The sequence below is a fragment of the candidate division KSB1 bacterium genome, from assembly GCA_034506255.1.
Lineage (GTDB): Bacteria > Zhuqueibacterota > Zhuqueibacteria > Zhuqueibacterales > Zhuqueibacteraceae > Coneutiohabitans > Coneutiohabitans thermophilus.
The window spans coordinates 353,817-372,491 of sequence record JAPDPX010000008.1 but is presented as its reverse complement, the minus strand read 5'-3'; the positions used below and the strand labels follow the sequence as shown (position 1 = coordinate 372,491).

The 18,675-nt window shown below is 62.3% G+C and carries 2 protein-coding genes; both read right to left on the bottom strand.

Annotated features, from left to right (window positions below):
• Positions 1-56: 56 nt before the first annotated feature.
• Entirely contained in the window at positions 57-4,682 is a 4,626-nt protein-coding gene (locus ONB52_17860) for an SDR family NAD(P)-dependent oxidoreductase (protein MDZ7418000.1), read from the bottom strand.
• Positions 4,682-16,708, bottom strand: a complete 12,027-nt coding sequence (locus ONB52_17855; GenBank protein ID MDZ7417999.1) for an amino acid adenylation domain-containing protein — start codon at positions 16,706-16,708, stop codon at positions 4,682-4,684. The genes ONB52_17860 and ONB52_17855 overlap by 1 nt, the downstream gene beginning before the upstream one ends.
• Positions 16,709-18,675 lie beyond the last annotated feature (1,967 nt).

The following is an 18,675-nucleotide window of genomic DNA, read 5'->3' as shown; positions in this document are numbered from 1 at the left end:
GGATGCCTGCGCTACGATTTGCTTTCGGCTTCCAGACGGCAGGCAGGAGGCCTGCGCTACGGTGTAGCTTTCTCCCGGCCCAGCATCGCCGCGACTTCCTCCGGCGAGAGTTTTTCCACCAGCGCCAGCATCTCGGCGATCTTGTTGACCTCCTCCTCCCCGGTCTTTCTCGCCTCGGCAATGACGGCCGCCACCGCCGCCGGCGTGGGGTCTTCAAACAAGCGGCGCAACGGCAACTCCACCTGAAAGGTGCTGCGGAGCTGCGAGGCAAGCTGCGTCCCCAGCAGCGAATTGCCGCCCAGTTCGAAGAAATTGTCGTGCCGGCCAATCCCCGCGATGCCCAGCAACTTTTCCCACAGCTCGACGATTTGCTGCTCCAGCTCATTGGCCGGGGCCACGTAGGCGGTGGGCAGATTCGGTCGCGCATGCCGTGTTGCGGCCGCGCCCTCGGCCGCCGGCTTTTGCTCCCGGCGTGTGGCGCTGATCCAGCGTTCGAGCCGGGCGTCGAGATCGGCAGTGGACACTACGATCTGCGCCAGCCCCGGCGTGGCCAAAATGCGCTGGAACACCGCGACGCCCTCGGCGGGCGTGATGCCCAGCTCCACCGCCTGACTGCCGAGACCGGTGGGCGCCGTCTCGCCGAAATCCCAGCCGTCCCAGTTGACGCTGATCCACTGCCGCTGGCCGGCGCGCTGTTGCTGCTGCGCAAACGCATCGAGATAGAGATTGGCGGCAGCATAGGCCGCGAACCCCAGGCCGCCAAGCTGGCTGGCGAGCGAGGATTGCAGCACGACGAAATCCAATTCCCGGCCGCTCAGCAAGCGCTGGAGCACGCGCGTGCCCTCGACTTTGGCGCGCCATTGCTCTTCCACCTCCGCCGGCGTAAGTTCGGCGAGGGTGCGGAAGGTTGCCGCGCCCACCTTGCCGGCGGCGTGAATCACCCCGTGCAGCGCGCCGAAGCGCGCCTCGGCCTGAGTCAGCGCCTGCCGCATCTCCGCCTCATTGGCGACGTCGGCCTGCACCACCAACACTTCGGCGCCTTTGCCCTCCAGCGCCAGCAGCCTTTGCATTTTGGCCGTGTCGCCGTTGCGCGACGGCTCACGCAGCCATGCCGGCCACTGCGCTTTTTCCGGGAAGGCGCTGCGCTCGACGAGCACCAGTTTCGCGCGCACGGCTTCGGCGAGATATTCCGCGAAGGTCAGGCCGATGCGCCCCAGGCCGCCGGTGATGAGATAAACGCCGTGCTCGCGCAGTCGCGGCGGCGTGGCATTTTCCAGGGGCAGCGGCTCGAAGCTCTGCACCCAGCGATGTCCGCCGCGGTAGGCAATCACCGTGGCGGGGTTGTCGCCGGCAAATTCCTGCAACAAGCTGTGGCAAATCGCTGCCGGCCATGCGCCGTTGACGGGGATCACATCGATGCTGCGGCAGACAAAATTGGGAAACTCCTGCGGGATGACCCGGCACAGGCCGGTCAGCGTGGCCTGCGCCGGTTGCAAGTTCTCTTCGCCGGTTACCTCCTGCGCCTGCGCGGTGACCGCGCCGATTTGCAGCGCGGCAGCAGGCAGGTGTTTGGCCAGCGCCTGCGTCAGCAACAGCAGGCTGTCGAAGCCGCGTTCTTTGGCGGCGCGGTAATCACCCGCCTGATCGCGGCCGTCGATACTCCACAAGTGCAGGATGACTTGCGGCGTCTGATGCCGCGCCACCAACTCATCGAGCAGGCGTTCATAATCTGCGCGGAGCAGGGGCGTAATCGTGAAACTGCCGTCGTCGCGGCGGGCGAACTGCCGTCCGATTTTCACCAGCGTGACGGTTTGCCGGCGTTGCTGCAACTCCTCCGTCAAAGCCGCGGCCAGACCGCTGTCATCGGCAAAGAGCAACCAATGCTGCGGCGCTGCCATGGCGGTGGCGCCGGCCTGGTCGCGGCGGCGCCACGAGGGCAGATAGAACCACCCGGCAAGGTTCGTCTTTTTTTGCAAGTCTTTCGCAATCGCCGGTGCCGACCGCGCGCTGCCCGTCTCCAGCCAGTAACGCTGGCGCTCGAAGGGGTAAGTGGGCAGCGGCACCCGCCGGCGTTGCTCGTGTTTGTAAAAACCGGTCCAGTCGATCGGCACACCGGCGAGCCACAGCCGGCCGAGCGTGGTCAGCAAAAATGCCATGTCCGACTGCTGCTCCTGCGGATGGCGCAGGGACGACAGAATGACGCGACCCACGGTGTTGGGTTGCCGCTTCACCAGCGCACTCAAGGTTTGTCCCGGTCCGACTTCGAGAAAGACGCGGCTGCTGTCTTGCAAAAGTTCCTGCACGCCGTCGCCAAAGCGGACGGTGTGGCGGAGATGCTGCGCCCAGTAAGCCGGATCCGTTGCCTCGCCGGCGGTGATCCACGTGCCGGTGAGGTTGGAGAGGAAGGGCAGCTTGGGCGGTTGCCGTTTGACTTTTTTCACCTCGGCAGTGAATGCCGGCAGAATCGCCTCCATCATTTCCGAATGGAAGGCGTGCGAGGTGTGCAGCCGGCGGCATTCGATCCCCTTTTCGGCGAGTTTCGCCTGCAAGTCGGCGATCGCTGCCACCGTGCCGGAAACGACACAATTGGCCGGCGCATTGACGGCGGCCAGCGCCAGCCCGCCGTCGAGCAACGGCCGCAGCTTGTTTTCCTCCAGTGGCACGCTCAACATCGCGCCGCCGGGCAGACTTTGCATCAAGCGGCCGCGACTGGCCACCAGCGTCAGCGCCTCTTCCAGCGTGAACACGCCGGCGAGGCAGGCCGCGACGTATTCGCCGATGCTGTGGCCGATCATGGCCTGCGGCGTCACGCCCCATTCCTGCCACAATTTGGCCAGCGCATATTCGATCACAAACAGCGCCGACTGGGTGAGAAACGTCTGCTGCAGTTGTGCGGCGGCCTGTTCGGTCTTCTCCGCCGGCGGATAAAGCAGACGCCGCAGATCGACATCCAAAAGCGGCCGGAGAAAGTCGGCGCAGAAATCGAGACAGTCACGAAAGCCGGCCTCCTGCTGGTAGAGCTCCAACCCCATGTTGACGTACTGCGCGCCCTGGCCGCTGAACATGAACACGATCGGCGGCGGGCTTTGCTCTTTCGCAAACGCGGCGCCCAGCAAACGTTTGGGGTCGCGTTGCTCCAAAATCGTCAGGGCGTCGTCGCGCGAGCCGGCCACCAGCATGCGGCGGTGCGTGAAGCGCTTGCGGCCGGTTTGCAGCGTGTAAGCGACGTCGGGCAGCGGCAGCCCGGGATGCGCGCGCAGATGCCGGGCGAGCTGGTCCGTCATCGTTTCCAGCGCCTGCGGCGAGCGTGCCGAGAGCAGCACGAGTTGCCACGGCCGGGAGGCCGCCGCGCGGCGGACCGCCGGCGCTTCCTCGAGAATGACGTGGGCGTTGGTGCCGCCGATGCCGAACGAGCTGACGCCGGCGCGGCGCGGCGAGCCATTGCTCGGCCATTCGCGCAATTCCGCGTTGACGAAGAAGGGACTGTTGGTGAAATCGATCTGCGGATTGGGCCGCTCGAAATGCCGGCTGGGCGGAATCTCACGATGCGCGAGCGCCAGCACCGTCTTGATCAGCCCGGCAATACCGGCGGCGGCATCGAGATGGCCGACATTGCTCTTGACCGCGCCCAACGCGCAGAAATGTTTCGCCGCGGTTTTTTCACGGAACACGCGCGTCAGTGCCGCGATTTCGATGGGATCGCCCAGCGGCGTGCCGGTGCCATGCGTTTCAATATAGCCGATGCTGGCGGGATCGACATTCGCCACGGCCAGCGCGGTGGCGATCACCTCGGCCTGGCCGTCGACGCTCGGCGCGGTGTAGCCGACTTTGAGGGAGCCGTCATTGTTGAGCGCCGTGCCCTTGATCACGGCATGAATCGTATCGCCATCGGCGAGTGCCTCTTCCAGGCGTTTGAGCAAAACCGTGCCGACGCCGTTGCCCGGCACCGTGCCCTGCGCTTTGGCGTCGAAGGCGCGGCAATGGCCGTCGGGCGAGAGAATCATGCCCTCCTGATAGAGATAGCCACTCTCCTGCGGCAGGCTGATGGTGACACCGCCCGCCAGCGCCATGTCACATTGATAGCTCAGCAGGCTCTGGCACGCCAGCACCACCGCCACCAGCGAAGTGGAGCAGGCGGTTTGCACCGCCAGGCTCGGCCCTTTGAGATTGAGTTTGTAGGAAACGCGCGTGGCGAGAAAATCCTTGTCGTTGCCGATGGCGAGCTGATAGCCCTCCGCGGGATCGAGGGCGCCGCCGCGCGTCATCACATAGGAAAGCAGGTAGGCATTCATGCCCACGCCGCCAAACACGCCGATCAAGCCCGGATAGTTTTCGGGATTGTAGCCGGCCTGCTCGATGGTCTCCCATGCGCATTCCAGAAACAGACGGTGCTGCGGATCGAGCAACTCGGCCTCGCGGGGGAGGAAGCCGAAGAAACCGGCGTCGAACAGATCCACCCCGCTGAGAATGCCGCGGGCGCGCACATAGTTGGGCTGGCGATAGAGCGCGGCCGGAACACCGGCAGCCTGCAATTCTTCGTCGGTGAAGAAGGAGATCGACTCGACGCCATCGCGCAGATTGCGCCAAAACTCTTCGAGATTGTTTGCGCCCGGAAAGCGACCCGCCATGCCGATGATGGCGATTTCCATGCCGCTCGCCTGCGGATTTTTTGCCTCACTCATCACACTTTTCTCCCGGCGGGCACCGGCCGGCGTTGCGCCTGCTGCCGTTGCCGCTCCAAAGCCTCACGTTGCCGCGCGGCGCGTTCCCCGGTTTTTTGCAGGGTCGGCTGTTCCTCGCGCGCCTGGCTGAGATGACCGGCGAGCGCGGTGATCGTCGGAAAGCGGAAGAGATCGACCACCGAAACCTCCCGGCCGAAGACTTCCTTGATTTTGAGCTGAAGCTGAATCAGGTTGAGCGAATGCCCGCCCATTTCGAAAAAGTTGTCGTTGACGCCCACCGCCGGCACGTGCAGCACGTTTTGCCAGAGCTCGGCCAGGGTGCGCTCGGCCTCGTTGCGCGGCAGCGCCGGTCCCCCGGTGCCTGCCGTGCGCTCGATCTCGGGCAAGGCGCGGCGGTCGATCTTGCCACTGGGTGTCAGCGGCATGGCATCGAGACGGATGAACGCCGCAGGCACCATGTAGTCGGGGAAATACTCCTGCAAATAGCTTTTCAATTCTGCCGGCGTCAAGGGCGCCGCCGTCTCCGCAGTGCCGTTTTGCCGCGCGGTATAATAGGCCACGAGTTGCTGCCGCTCCGGCCGTGCTTTGATGACAGCCTGCTCGACCGCCGGATGATTGCGCAGCACAGTTTCGATTTCCTCCAGTTCGATGCGGAAGCCGCGAATCTTGACCTGATAATCCACGCGGCCGAGGAATTCGAGACGGCCGTCCGGCAAATACCGCGCAAGATCGCCGGTTTTGTAGAGCCGGCGGCCCGGTTCGCTGCTGAACGGATGCGGGAGAAATTTCTCCGCGGTCAAATCCGGCCGCCGGTGATAGCCGCGCGCCAGGCCCATCCCGCCGATGTGCAGCTCACCCGGCACGCCCACCGGCACCGGGTTCAACTGCCGGTCGAGCAGGTAGATTTCGAAGTTGTCGATCGGGCGGCCGATGGGAACGTTGCCGCTCTCCGGCACGGTTTCGACTTCATGGCAGGCGGTGCACACCGTGGCCTCCGTGGGGCCGTAGGCATTGATGAAGTGCCGGCCCGCCGACCAGCGCGCCGCCACTTCGCGGTTGCAGGCCTCGCCGGCGGAAATCACCGTGCGCAGCGCCGGCAGATCCTCCGCCGGCAAAATCGCCAGCAGCGAGGGCGGCAGGGTGAGATTGGTGATCTGCTCGTCGCGCAATTGCTGCAGAATCGTCAGGGGCGACAGCAGCGTTTCCGCCGCGGTGAGATGCAGCGCCGCGCCCACCGCCAGCGTCGCCAGCATCTCCTGCACGCAGGCATCGAAACTGAAGGAGGCAAACTGCAACACGCGGCAGCCCGCGTCGAGGTAATAGCGCCGGCTGGTGGCACGGATCATGTTCGCCACACTGCGCTGCGTCAGCATGACGCCCTTGGGCCGGCCGGTGGAGCCGGAGGTGTAGATGAGATACGCGAGGTTCTCCGGCGACAGGGCCGTCACCGGATTGGTTGCCGGCAGCGTCATCAACTCCGCCGCCAGATCATCGAGGCAGAGCATTTCACAGCAGCGGCCGTTGCGCTGCGCCGACACGCCGGCAAATTTTTGCGCCAGCCGGCTGTCGGTCAACAGCACCGTCGCGCCGGAATCCGCCAGCATGAAGTTGAGACGTTCTTCGGGATGGCCGGCATCCATCGGCACATAGGCGCCGCCGGCCTTCAAGACCGCCAGCACTGCCGTCACCATCTCGGGCGAGCGCTCAAGGCAAATCGCCACGCGCGACTCCGGCCGCACACCGTGCTGCTCGAGCAGATGCGCAAGCTGATTGGCGCGGCGGTTGAGCTCGCCGTAGGTCAAACGCTGTTCTCCCAAAACCACGGCCGTTGCGTCGGGCGCCGCCGCAGCCTGCTTTTCGAACAGGCGGTGGGCGAACCAGTCCCCGCCCTCCCTCGCTTCGCCGTCGCGCCGCGTGTCGTTCCACTCCACCAGCAGTTTGCGTTCTTCTTCCGGGGGCAGCAGCGCCAGGCGTGCAATCGACTGCGCCGGTTCGGCCACAAGGCTGCGCAGCAGGGTTTCAAAATGCTGGATGAAACGGTCGATGGTTTCCGCTTCGAAGAGATCGCGATTGTAGTAAAGCGAGGCGCTCAAACCATTGGTGGCTTCGGCCATCATCAAGGTCAAATCGAAGGGCGTGACTTTGAGGTCGGCGGTGAGCGGCTCGAAGGTGAGGCCGCCGAGTGTGATCAACCCGCCGCTGCCGCCGGCAAAAGCCGCCTTGCTTTGCGCTTCGAGCAGATGTGCCTTTTGATAGACGAACATCACCTGAAACACGGGGGAGCGGCCGGGATCCCGCGCCGGCTGCAGCTTCTCCACCAAATGCGCAAAGGGGAAATCCTGATGATCGAACATTTCCAGCACGTTGTCGCGCACCTGCGCGAGCAAGTGCGTGAAAGCCGGCCGGCCCGCGAGATTGGAACGCAGCACCACCGGGTTGACGAAGTAACCGACAATGCCGGCCAGCTCCGGCGTGCTGCGGCCGGTGGTGGGCGAGGCCACGATCAAATCTTCCTGCCCGGAGTAGCGATACAGCAGCACGTTGAAGGCGGCGAGCAGCGTCATGTAGAGCGTCGCACCATGCCGATCACCGAGCGCTTTGAGCTGCGCGGTGAGCGCTTCATCCAGCGTGAAGAACCGGGTGCCGCCGCGATATGTGAGCACCGGCGGTCGCGGCCGGTCGGTGGGCAGATCGAGCACCGGCAGCTCGCCCGCCAGCTTGTGGCGCCAATACTGCCACAGGCGTTCGCCCTCGGCACCGGCGAGCATTTGCTCCTGCCAGCGCACGAAGTCGGTGTATTGCAGCGGCAGCGGCGGCAGGACGGCATTGGGGTCGGCATACAACTCGCCCAGCTCTTTCATGATGATGGTCTGCGACCAGAGATCATTGATGATGTGATGGCTGACCAGCAACAGCAGGTCGCGGCCGGGGCCGCGGCGGAACAAGTGGGCGCGCAACAGCGGGCCGCGCTCGAGGTGGAAGCGATGATGCATTTCCTCGTCGAGGCGCTGCCGGAGTTGTTCCTCACTCCACGCAGCCGCCTGTTCGGTGTGGAAACAGGCCTCTGCTTGCGGATGAATGCGCTGCCAGGGCTCGCCCTCGCGCAGGAAGAAGGTGGTGCGCAGGGCGGCATGGCGATCCACCAGCTTCTGGAAGGCGGCGGCGAGTTTCGCGTCATCGACTTCATGTTCCAGCCGGCCGAAAAAGACGAGATTGGGCACGCTTTCGGGCGCGAGTTGATGCTGGAACCACAGAGCGCGCTGGCTGGGCGACAGGCGCGACTCGGTCACCGGCGTGACAGCGGCTTGCATCACCGGCGCCGGTGCGGCTGCCGGGGCCGGCGCGGCGAGTTGCGCCAGCAGTTGCGCGGCCAGCTCACTGATGCTGGGACCTTGCAGCAGGGTGGCGATCGGCAGCGGCATTTTGAGGTCGGCGTCGAGGGTGTTTTTCAGCTCGATGGCCATCAGCGAGTCCAGCCCCATGGCATTGAGCGGCTGCTGCCGGGAGATTTTCGTGACCGGCACGCCGCGCACGCGGGCAATCTGACCCTGCAAGTAGGCTGCGAGCATTTCGCGACGCTGCGCCGGTTCGGCGGCCAGCAGTTGCTCACGGGTGAGCCGTCCTTTCCTGCCGCGTCGATCATCGCCAACCTCGATGCGCTCCGCAAGAAATCCGGCGAACATCGGCGGTACGTTATCGGCGGCATAAAGCGCCAGCAGTTGTTTCCAATCAATCGCAGCGACCATCACCTGCGCGGGACTTGCATCCCCGCTGGTGGTTTTGGGACGCAGCAAAAGGTCGAACAACTGCATGCCGATCTCCGGCGTAATCGAGTTCACACCTTTCACTTCCAGACGGCCACCGCGATCGGGCCGTGCCGCCAGGCCGACTTGCGACCACGGGCCCCAGTTGATCGACAGGGCGGGCAGTCCCAGGCCGCGGCGGTGATGAGCCAGGGCATCCATGAACGCGTTGGCCGCCGCGTAATTGCTCTGGCCGGGAGAACCGAATACCGAGGCCAGCGAGGAGAACATGATGAAAAAGTCCAGGGGGATATGCCGGGTCAAACAATGGAGATGCCAGGCGCCCAGCACTTTCGGCCGCATTACGCGGTTGAATCGTTCCGCATTCAATTGCAGCAGAACGCCGTCGTCGAGAACGCCGGCGGCGTGGACAATGCCTTTCAAGGGCGGCATCTTGCGGGTGATTTCGTCAATGACCCCGGCGATTTGATCTTCCTCGGCAACATCGGCCTGGCTCAGCACCACTTCGGCGCCGGCTTGCCGCAACAGATCGAGATGTCGCTGCGCCTCCTCGGAAGCGCCCTTTCGCCCCACGAGAACAAGGTGCCTTGCGCCCTTGTTTACAAGCCATTGCGCTGCGAGCAAACCAAGAGCACCCAGACCACCTGTAATCAGATAAGTGCCGTCAAACAAGGCGGAAGCCCGCTCACGTGCCACCGTGGTTTCCTGCCCGGCATGCTCCGGCATCGACAGTACGATCTTGCCGATGTTCTTCCGTTGCGCCATGAAGCGAAACGCATCGACCGCTTCCACAATGGGAAAAACCCGCAGGGGGAGAGGCCTGAGGCGGCCCTGTTTCATCAGTTCCATCACCTCGTCCAGCAAGCGGCGCATCAGCCCAGAACGCTCCCGGCACAGCCGGTCGATGTCAATGGCAAAATAGGACAGATTCTTGCGAAACGGGTACAGGTCGAGCTGCCGGTTTTGATAGATATCGACCTTGCCGATTTCCAGGAAGCGGCCATAGGGGGCCAGGGTCAACAAGCTGCGGGCAATGGCTTCTCCCGGAAGGGAATTGAGGACCACATCGACTCCCTGACCGTTGGTCAGATGCAAAATCTCGTCGGCAAAATCCAGGGAGCGTGAGCTCATGATATGCTCGAGGCCCAACGACTCCAGAAAGGCCCGCTTTTCGGGGCTGCCTGCTGTGGCAAAAATCTCGGCCCCGATCATTTGCGCGATTTGTACCGCCGCCAAGCCCACGCCACCTGCTGCCGCGTGAATCAATACCCGCTCACCCTTGCGGAGTCTGGCGAGGTGGTGCAGCGCATAGTATGCCGTCAGGAAGGCGATGGGGATGGTTGCCGCTTCCTCGTAACTAAATTTCGCCGGCTTCGGCAAAACGAGAGTCGCTGGCGTTGTCACGTATTTGCTGAAGCATGCGGGCGCCACGGCCAGCACCTCGTCGCCGACCCCCAAGTCGTGCACGCCCTCGCCCACCGCCACGATTTTTCCGGCACATTCGGCGCCGAAGGGGATGGTGCCCTGAATATTCACGCCCAGTGCATTCATCACATTGGCGAAGTTGAGGCCGGCCGCATGCACTTGAATTTCAACTTCTCCGCGCTCGGGCTGGCGACGCGGTCGTGGCTGCAATTGGAGGCCATCGAGAGTGCCGGCGGTCGACCTCACCAGTTCGAAGGACGGGGTCGCAGGCAGATTCAGTTGGCCGGCGCGCTCCGCAGCCAACGCCTCCTTTTGCAGCGCTTCGTTGGTACTGCGAATCAACCTTGCCACATATCGCCGGTTTTGCCGAAAGGCAACCTGCTCCTCCCGGGTTGGCGGCCACAGTTCGTCGAAAACATTCTGTCCGTCATGTGCCGATGCCGAAGGATCGAGATCGATGAGCGCACTCTGCAGTTCGGGATGCTCGCGGGCGAGGGCCCGGCCCAGACCCCACAGCGGCGCTGGCATGACCGCAACCGGCGTGTTTTCCGTTCCCACGCATTGCGCACCGCGCGTGACCAGCCACAACCGCGGTGATGAGGGCCAGCCGGCATCGGCCAACGCTTGCAGCAAGTGCCGGACACTGCCGGTGATCAGTGAAGCAACCGCAGCAATGTCGGTGGCAGCGACGTCGAGACTCCACAGATGCACGATGCCGCGGCATGGCGAGGAAGTCGGATGCACCGCTTCCTGCAGAAGCCGGCGGAAGTCCTCCGGGCGATTGGGATCGAGGGTGAAGTGGTGGCGATCGGCGGCTTGCCAATTCGCACCCGCCGTCACCACAACACAGCGCGCGCCATGGCTCTCCAACAGGCCGGCCAGTGCTTGCGCCACCCCCGTGGTGTCTGCCAAGATTAGCCATGTTTCCGCGGAGCGCGGCGCAGGCTTGGGCGGTGTCACTTCCGCCGGCTGCCATTGCAGCTCGTAGAGCCAGTCCGCGAGTTTCTCCTTTTCCGCGCCGCCGACCCGCTGAATGCCGAGCTGGAAGATTTCGGCCAGCACTCGGCCGTCTTCATCGAGCAGGCGAATGTCGCACGTCAGCGAATCCGGGTGGTCGACCGGATGCAGCACGGCGTGGCTGAACAAGCGCGGCCCGGGGCGGCGATAAAAGCGCAGCTCGCCGACACTCACCGGCAGGTAGGTGGCGTGGTCGTCGGCGCCGTTGCCGGCAACGGGCACGGCCGCGGAAACGATTTGAAAGCAGGCATCAAACAACGCGGGATGCAAATGGCAGGAGGCCGCTTCCTTTTCCAAACCCGGCGCGAGAAAGATTTTGCCCAGCGCTTCGCCCTCCCGCCGCCAGATTTCCTCGACGCCTTGAAAAGTCGGGCCAAGCTGCAAGCCGCGCCGGCGCAGACGGAGAAAATGCGTCTCACCCGAAACGCGCTCGCTGCAACGCGCCAGAATTTCCTTTATGGCAATCTCAGCCGGAATTTTTTCCGCCTCCTTCTTTTGGCCGTTGCCGATGGTGCCCATGCTGTGCAGGGTCCACGGCAATTGCTGTTGCTCGCCGCCCTCTTGCAGAGAATGCGCGCCGCGGTACGGTTGGCTGAAAATTTGGAAAACGGCCAGACCCGGTTTGGTTGGTGAGACGATCACCTGAACGGCTCGCGCTTCGTTCTCCGGCAAGATCAGCGCCTCGTGGAAAGAAACATTTTGCAGCACCAGTGATTCGTCTCCGAACGCCTCGCTGGCCGCTTCGAGCGCCATTTCGAGATGCGCAGTGGCCGGTACGACGATGGAACCTCGCACACGGTGGTCGGCGAGGAAGGGAACCTCTGCCACCTGCAATTCTCTCTCCCAAAGATGCTTGCCGGGAAGCAGCGGAGAATTGCGGTGCGAGCCGATCAGCGGATGCCGGCCGTTGCCCGCGACCCGCTCGCCGGCGCGACGAGGACGATCGGATTGCTCCCACTCGATTTCCAGCCAATGCCGTTCATGCTGCCACGGAATGGCAGGCAAGGAGACGTGCTTGCCGGGAACGGAGTAAAATGCCGGCCACGCCACGGGATGGCCCGCCGCGAACAAACTGCCGAGCGAGGCGTACATGACGCCACGCTCCTCCTCTTCCCGGCGGAGCGAAGGCAGCGCCACGCCTTCCTTGCCAAAAAGATTCAGCACACTGCGAATCGCGCCGGAAAGAATGGGATGTGGATTGATCTCCACAAAAAGCGTGTGATCGTTTTGCACCAATTGTTCGATCGCCGCGGCGAACAGCACCGGCTGTCTGAGGTTCCTGCCCCAATAGTCAGCGTCAAACTGCGTTCCGGCCAGCAACTGGCCGGTCACGGTCGAATAAATCGGCACGGCTGACTCCCGCGGCTGCAGGTCACGGAGCGTTTCGACCAACTCCTGCCGCAGCGGCTCCACCTGCGGATTGTGCGCGGCAACATCGACGCGCAACACCCGGCAGAAAATCCCCCGGCGTCCGAGCGTGGCGAGCACTTTTGCCAGCGCCTGCGGATCACCGGATAACACGGTGGATTTGGGACCGGCGTGCACCGCCACCGCCAGCCGGTCTTCGTAACCCTGCAAAACCTGCCGCGCCTCTTCGAGGGAAAGCTCCACCGCAGCCATCGCGCCCTTGCCGGCATTGCGCTTGAGCAGCCGGCTGCGGTGATAGATCACGGCCACGGCCTCTTCCAAACTGAGAACGCCGGCGACATGCGCCGCCGCCACTTCGCCCATGCTGTGGCCGACCACCGCCTCAGGATGCACGCCCCACGAGCGCCACAGCGCGGCCAACGCGACTTGCACCGCAAACAACGCCGGCTGAATGATGTCGATTTCATTGATGCGGGAGCTGGCCTCTTCCGCCTGCAACTCCGCGAGCAGCGACCAGTCCGCATGTTTGCGCAAGAGCTGATCACACTCTGTGATTTTCGCGCGAAAGACCGGCTCCTGCTCCAGCAGCTCGCGGCCCATGGCCCACCATTGCGCCCCTTGACCGGGGAAGACAAACACCAGCCGGCCTGCGCCGCCCGCGGGTTTGCGTCCGGTGGCAATCGCCGGGCGGGACTCCTCCCGCAGGAAAGCCTCCAATAGTTCGGTCAATTCTTCCTTGGAATGAGTGACCAAAGCCAGGCGATAATCGCGGTGGGTTCGTCGCACACTCGCGGTGTAACAAATATCGCGCAGAGGCAAGGCGGCGCCTTTGCCGGCAAGGAAGGCTTGATACGCGCGCGCCAGATCCTTGAGCGCCTCCGGGCTGTGAGCAGAAAGTGGCAACAAGTATGGCCGGCGGCCTTCGGTTTCGACTGGGGTGATCGCAGCAGACTGGGGATACTCTTCGACGACGAGGTGAGAATTGGTGCCGCCAAAACCGAAGGAGCTGACGCCTGCGATCAAGGGCTCGTTCTCCTGCGGCCAGGGTCCCGGCTTGTCCTGCACGAACACCGGCAGTTGCGCGAAGGGGATCAGGGGATTCGGTTCTTTGAAATGCAAACTGGGCGGCAACCAACGATGCTCGAGAGCCAGCACGACCTTGATCAAACCGGCGACACCGGCCGCCGCCTCGAGATGGCCGATGTTGGTTTTCACCGAGCCAATGGCGCATTTGCGGCCTGCCGGGCGTTCGATGGCAAGCACAGCAGCCAGCGCCTGCACTTCGATGGGATCGCCGAGATTGGTGCCGGTGCCGTGGGCTTCGACATATTGCACGCGGCCAGGTGCAATGCCGCTGCGCGCATAGGCCGCGCGAATCACCGCCTCCTGCGCGAGACGATTGGGCGCCATCAGGCCATTGCTGCGGCCATCACTGTTGACGGCGCTGCCGCGAATCAGGGCATAGATGTGATCGCCGTCGGCGAGCGCTTTGGACAACGGTTTGAGAATCACCACGCCGGCGCCCTCGCCGCGTACATAACCATTGGCGCGGGCATCGAAGGTTTTGCAGCGGCCGTCGGGCGCCATCACACCGGCCTGTGAAAAATTGATGGCAATCTCCGGCACAAGAATGAGATTCACACCGCCGGCAATCGCCGCCTCGCATTCGCCGTGGCGCAGGCTCTCACAGGCATAATGCACCGCCACCAAGGAAGAAGAGCAGGCGGTATCCACTGCCAGACTCGGCCCGTGGGCATCGAGCAAATAGGACAGGCGGTTGGCGGCGATGCTGAGCGCGTTGCCGGTGCCGGAATAGGCGTTGATGTGCAGCGTATCGCCCGCACTCAGGCGGGAATAGTCATTGGTGCTGATACCGATGAACACACCGGTTTGACTGCCGGCGATTTTTTCCGCGGTCAGGCCGGCATCCTCCAGCGCCTCCCAGGTGACTTCCAGCAAAAGGCGCTGCTGCGGATCCATCTGCGCCGCTTCGCGCGGCGAGATGCCGAAAAACTGATGATCGAATTGATCGACATGGTCAATGAAGCCGCCCCAACGTGTGACCATTTTCCCGGGCACGCCGGGAGTGGGATCGTAGTACGCCTCGCTGTTCCAGCGGTCGGGCGGCACCTCGCGGATGGCATCCACGCCGTTGCGCAGCAACTCCCAAAATTCCCCGAGATTCCCGGCGCCGGGAAAACGGCAACCCAGGCCGACAATGGCAATGGGCTCCTCGCTTGTGCTTTTGCTGGTGGTGACGGGCGGCGCCGCGATGGGTTTGGGCGCCTCACCCGCGAGATGATTGGCCAACTGCTCGATGGTGGGATATTCCCACGCCAGCGTCGGTGAAACCGGCCGGCCCAGCCAGGCGGCGAGGTCGCCGGTCAGGCTCACCGTCTGCGCCGAATCCAGACCAAAGCTGGCAAAGTTTTGGCGCGGATCGATGGCCGGCGCGGGCAAATGCAGCAGCTCGGCAAGATGCGCCACCAGCCAGGATTTGATCGCCGCGGCATTTGCCGAAGCGGCACTGATCACGACGGGCGCAGGAGTCGTCTCGCTGGCAACGACGGCCGCAGTCTCCACCGGCGGCAACGGCTCGCCGGTGCTGCGCCATTCCGTCACCAATTCCAAAGTGCCGGAGAGAAAAGCCTGCTTGGTGGGGCGGCGTTGAATCTTGCCGCTGGAGGTTTTGGGAATCGAGCGCGGTTTGATCAGCGCGATGGCATAAACCTGCAGCTCATGCGCCTCCGCCACCGCGCGCCGGATGGCATGGATAACGGCATCGAGATCCAGCTTTTTGCTCTGCCGGACTTCCTGCACAATCACGAGGCGCTCTTCGCCCTCGGCCTCCATCGAGAAAGCCGCGCCGCAACCCGGACGCAAGGCGGGATGGCAGCGCTCGACCGTCAGTTCGATGTCCTGAGGATAATGATTGCGGCCGCGGATGATGATCAAATCCTTCAACCGCCCGGCGACGAACAGCTCACCGTGATGCAGACAGCCCAGGTCGCCGGTACGCATAAAGGGGCCTTCGCCACTATCGGCGAGGCAAGCTTGGAAAGTCTCCTGCGTGGCTTTGGGATTGTTCCAATAACCGCGTGCGATGCTCGGGCCGGCGACCCAAATCTCGCCGATCTCGCCGGGGCCACAGGGCATCAGCGTATCAGGATTGACGATGACGATCTTCTCGTCGAGCAGCGCCTGACCGCATCCCACCAGCTCGACTTTTTCCGGCGTATCCGCGCCGGCTTCACGGAAACGATTGTGCGCCAGCGCCTGTTTGTCGATCGTGCGAATGATCGGCGGCTCGGCCTGGCGGCCGCCGGAGACAATCAGCGTCGCCTCGGCCAGGCCGTAGCAGGGATAGAAAGCCTGGCGGCGAAAACCGCAGGCCGCAAAGGTTTGGGTGAACTGCTCGATGGTTTCGGCGCGTACCGGCTCGGCGCCGCTGAAGGCCACCGTCCACCGGCTGAGATCGAGTTGCGCTTTTTGCTCGGCGCTCACTTTGCGAACACACAAATCATAGGCGAAATTCGGCCCGCCGCTGATTACGGGACGATCCTTGACGCGTGAGATAGCCTTCAACCAGCGCAGCGGCCATTGCAGAAAGGCCAGCGGCGACATGAGCGTGACATGGCAGCCGACGTAAAGCGGCTGCAGCACACCGCCGATCAGGCCCATGTCGTGATACATCGGCAACCAAATCACACCTTCACATTCGGGTGTCATCCCGAAGCCATGACAGATGAGCGCAGAGTTGTGGAGCAGGTTGGCATGGGAAACCATCACCCCCTTGGGCGTGCCGGTGGAGCCGGAAGTGTATTGCAAAAAGGCCAGCGTGTCGGACGCCAGCTTTGGTTCCCACCAGCGATTCTCCCAACCCGCCTCGAGATTATCCGTGGTGAGCCAATTCAGCGCCGCCAAACCCGGGGCGGATCCGACACTCCGCCGGCCCGGCACAAAAAACTCGACAGCTCGGCGGAACACCGGCATTTTGCCGGCCAGCGTTTCCAGGCGATTCTGCCATTTGAGCAGATGTGACATCGCCAGTATGGAGGAAGTGGTGAGAACCACGGCAGGCTGCGCGTCTTCGACGATCGCCTGCAGCCGCGGCAGGGAACGATTGAGGCGGGAGGGATCCGGCGGGTAAGCCGGCACGGCGATGATGCCGGCGTAAAGGCAGCCCATGAAGCCGGCGATGTAGTCCAGACCCGGAGGGTAGAGCAGCAGAGCCCGCTCGCCGGGCTTGGTCAGACTTTGCAGCAGCCCGGCTATCGCGCGTGCCCGGCGGTCCAACTCAGCGTAGGTCAGGTGAGAAGCTTGCTCATCGCCGTCTTCCAAAAACGTATAGATTCGCTCTTCTGCCTGATGCAAAGCCCGCTGGCGCAACAGTTCAACCAAGCTGACAGGTTGCTGATTCAACTCAAAAAAACGATTCGCATGCGTGCTCATGGCCGACCCTTGCCCTTCCTGTGGAGAGAAGTGAACCTCCGCTGTTCGACTCTCTCTGGACCCACACCATCCCTTGCGGAAATCAAATCAGCTATGCAAAGTCAAACTGCTCGGGCATTTTTGCATACCAACCTGTTGCAGGAGTGCCCAAGGAACACGGTTAGACACCATGCGAAATCCCGGGGTACTTAGTGACCGATTGGCAAGCGGGCTGGAAGCTGGGATTTCAGCCAACTGCGGGCGGTCATTGTGTGCTAATCGGGCACTCCCCTAACGATATTGTTTCATTTGCTTACCGCATAAAATCCTCCGAATCATTGCTCCCACCTGCGCTGCTCAGTCGTGTCGTAACATCGCTGGCATGGGAATTGTCAATGGGAATTGCGCGAATCTGCTGGCATGATATGGTCTTTATGTCTTGAGCTGAAAAAAATGTGAACAGGCAGACCCGACAGGGCATGACCTGATATTCACAGCAATGCAAGAAGCCCCGTTGGGAACACGCCGTTTCGGGCAAAAAACCCCCATCGGAAGTTTCCACACCCGCGGACATGTCTGGCCAGACGTGGTTAGGGAGTGGGGCTTCTGCTTTTGACTCGGCAACAGGGAAAGAACAATAAAAAAACAAAGGGACGGCGCAGTTTCAGCGAAAACCCCGCCACCCGTTAAAATTGCAGGACTTCAGGATAGTGAGTGCGGCGAGCTTCTCTACCGCGATCGAACGCACATCTCCGTTGCAAACCTCGCAGAGTGCAGTTTTAATTTGATTGTGGAGAAATGATTGATTGGAATGGAGATATGCTCATACCGTAATTGTTTCCCTAGCTGACGGAGCAATGGCTGATACAATACGTCAATGAGCACATCCTGTACGGCGGATAATCAAGGAGGGCGAGTGGAGGAAAGATTTTCACAGCCCAGTGGAAAGACCGTCCTCCATGCCACCTACCCAAAGATTTCACCTTGAAACTCGTCACGGCCTCCGGCCGCCCTGCATTGAACTACTGCGTACCAGAACACCAAACAACCACCAGGAAAAAGCAAAAGTAGAGTGAGTCAACCACCCATCTGTCCTACATTTGACCTTTCCTCATGGCCAGCCATTGATTTTTCTTACCCTCACAATCCTCTCCCTCCCTTTTTCATTCCATCCTTCTTTCTTTTTATTAAGAGTAAATTGTGCAAGGGTAAGCACCGTTTTTCGCAGAAATCACAACCCTTGGGCTGCGATCTCTCTCTCCCCTCTCCATGAGTGCAGGTTGCGCGTACAGCGGCACTCTACCGAACCTCTGCTCTGTCACCACCTTCACTGCGACCGGTTGTCTTCTCCAACCGATGCGTCGTGGCGTCTTCGTAAAAATTATGGCACTTGCGTAATATATAAAAATCGCTTTGTGAGTCAACCGTTTTCTTTTGCCCGCCTCATTGTTGCTTTCTCAGGCTCCCGGGATTGGTGATCGAGCCGCCTCAACGGGCCGTTCTGAGAGAGAGCCGGCGTGGCATTCTGATCGTTGCATGTTAACATGTTTCCTTTGTCAGCCGATCAAGCTGCGAAAAAGATTGTGTTAAAAAACGCTTCCCGGACCTCATCGCAGGCTGGCACGGACACAGCCAAAACCTTGGGAGTTTGGCGGCTCTGATTCATCAAAGCGCCAGGACGGGCAAGCAACCATCTGAATTTTGCATGGGTCATGGTGCGCTTTGAGCCTGCGATTGCAATCGCAGGCTCAAAGCGCAAGTTGGCCAAGGCCGGCTTATTACCCGATTGGTGGGCAGCCGCCTTCAGGCGGTTTCAGCTTTACGCATGAGAATTTATTCTCAGGTGAAAGGTGGCAAAAATGAGGATGCAAAATGCAGGAACCATACCCCGGCTTGAGCGCAGGAGCTGCATTCCGCGGGCGTGCTGCCACAAGCGATTCCCGCTGCGTTCGTACTCTGCATGCAACAAAAAGCAAAATCCTGGGCTG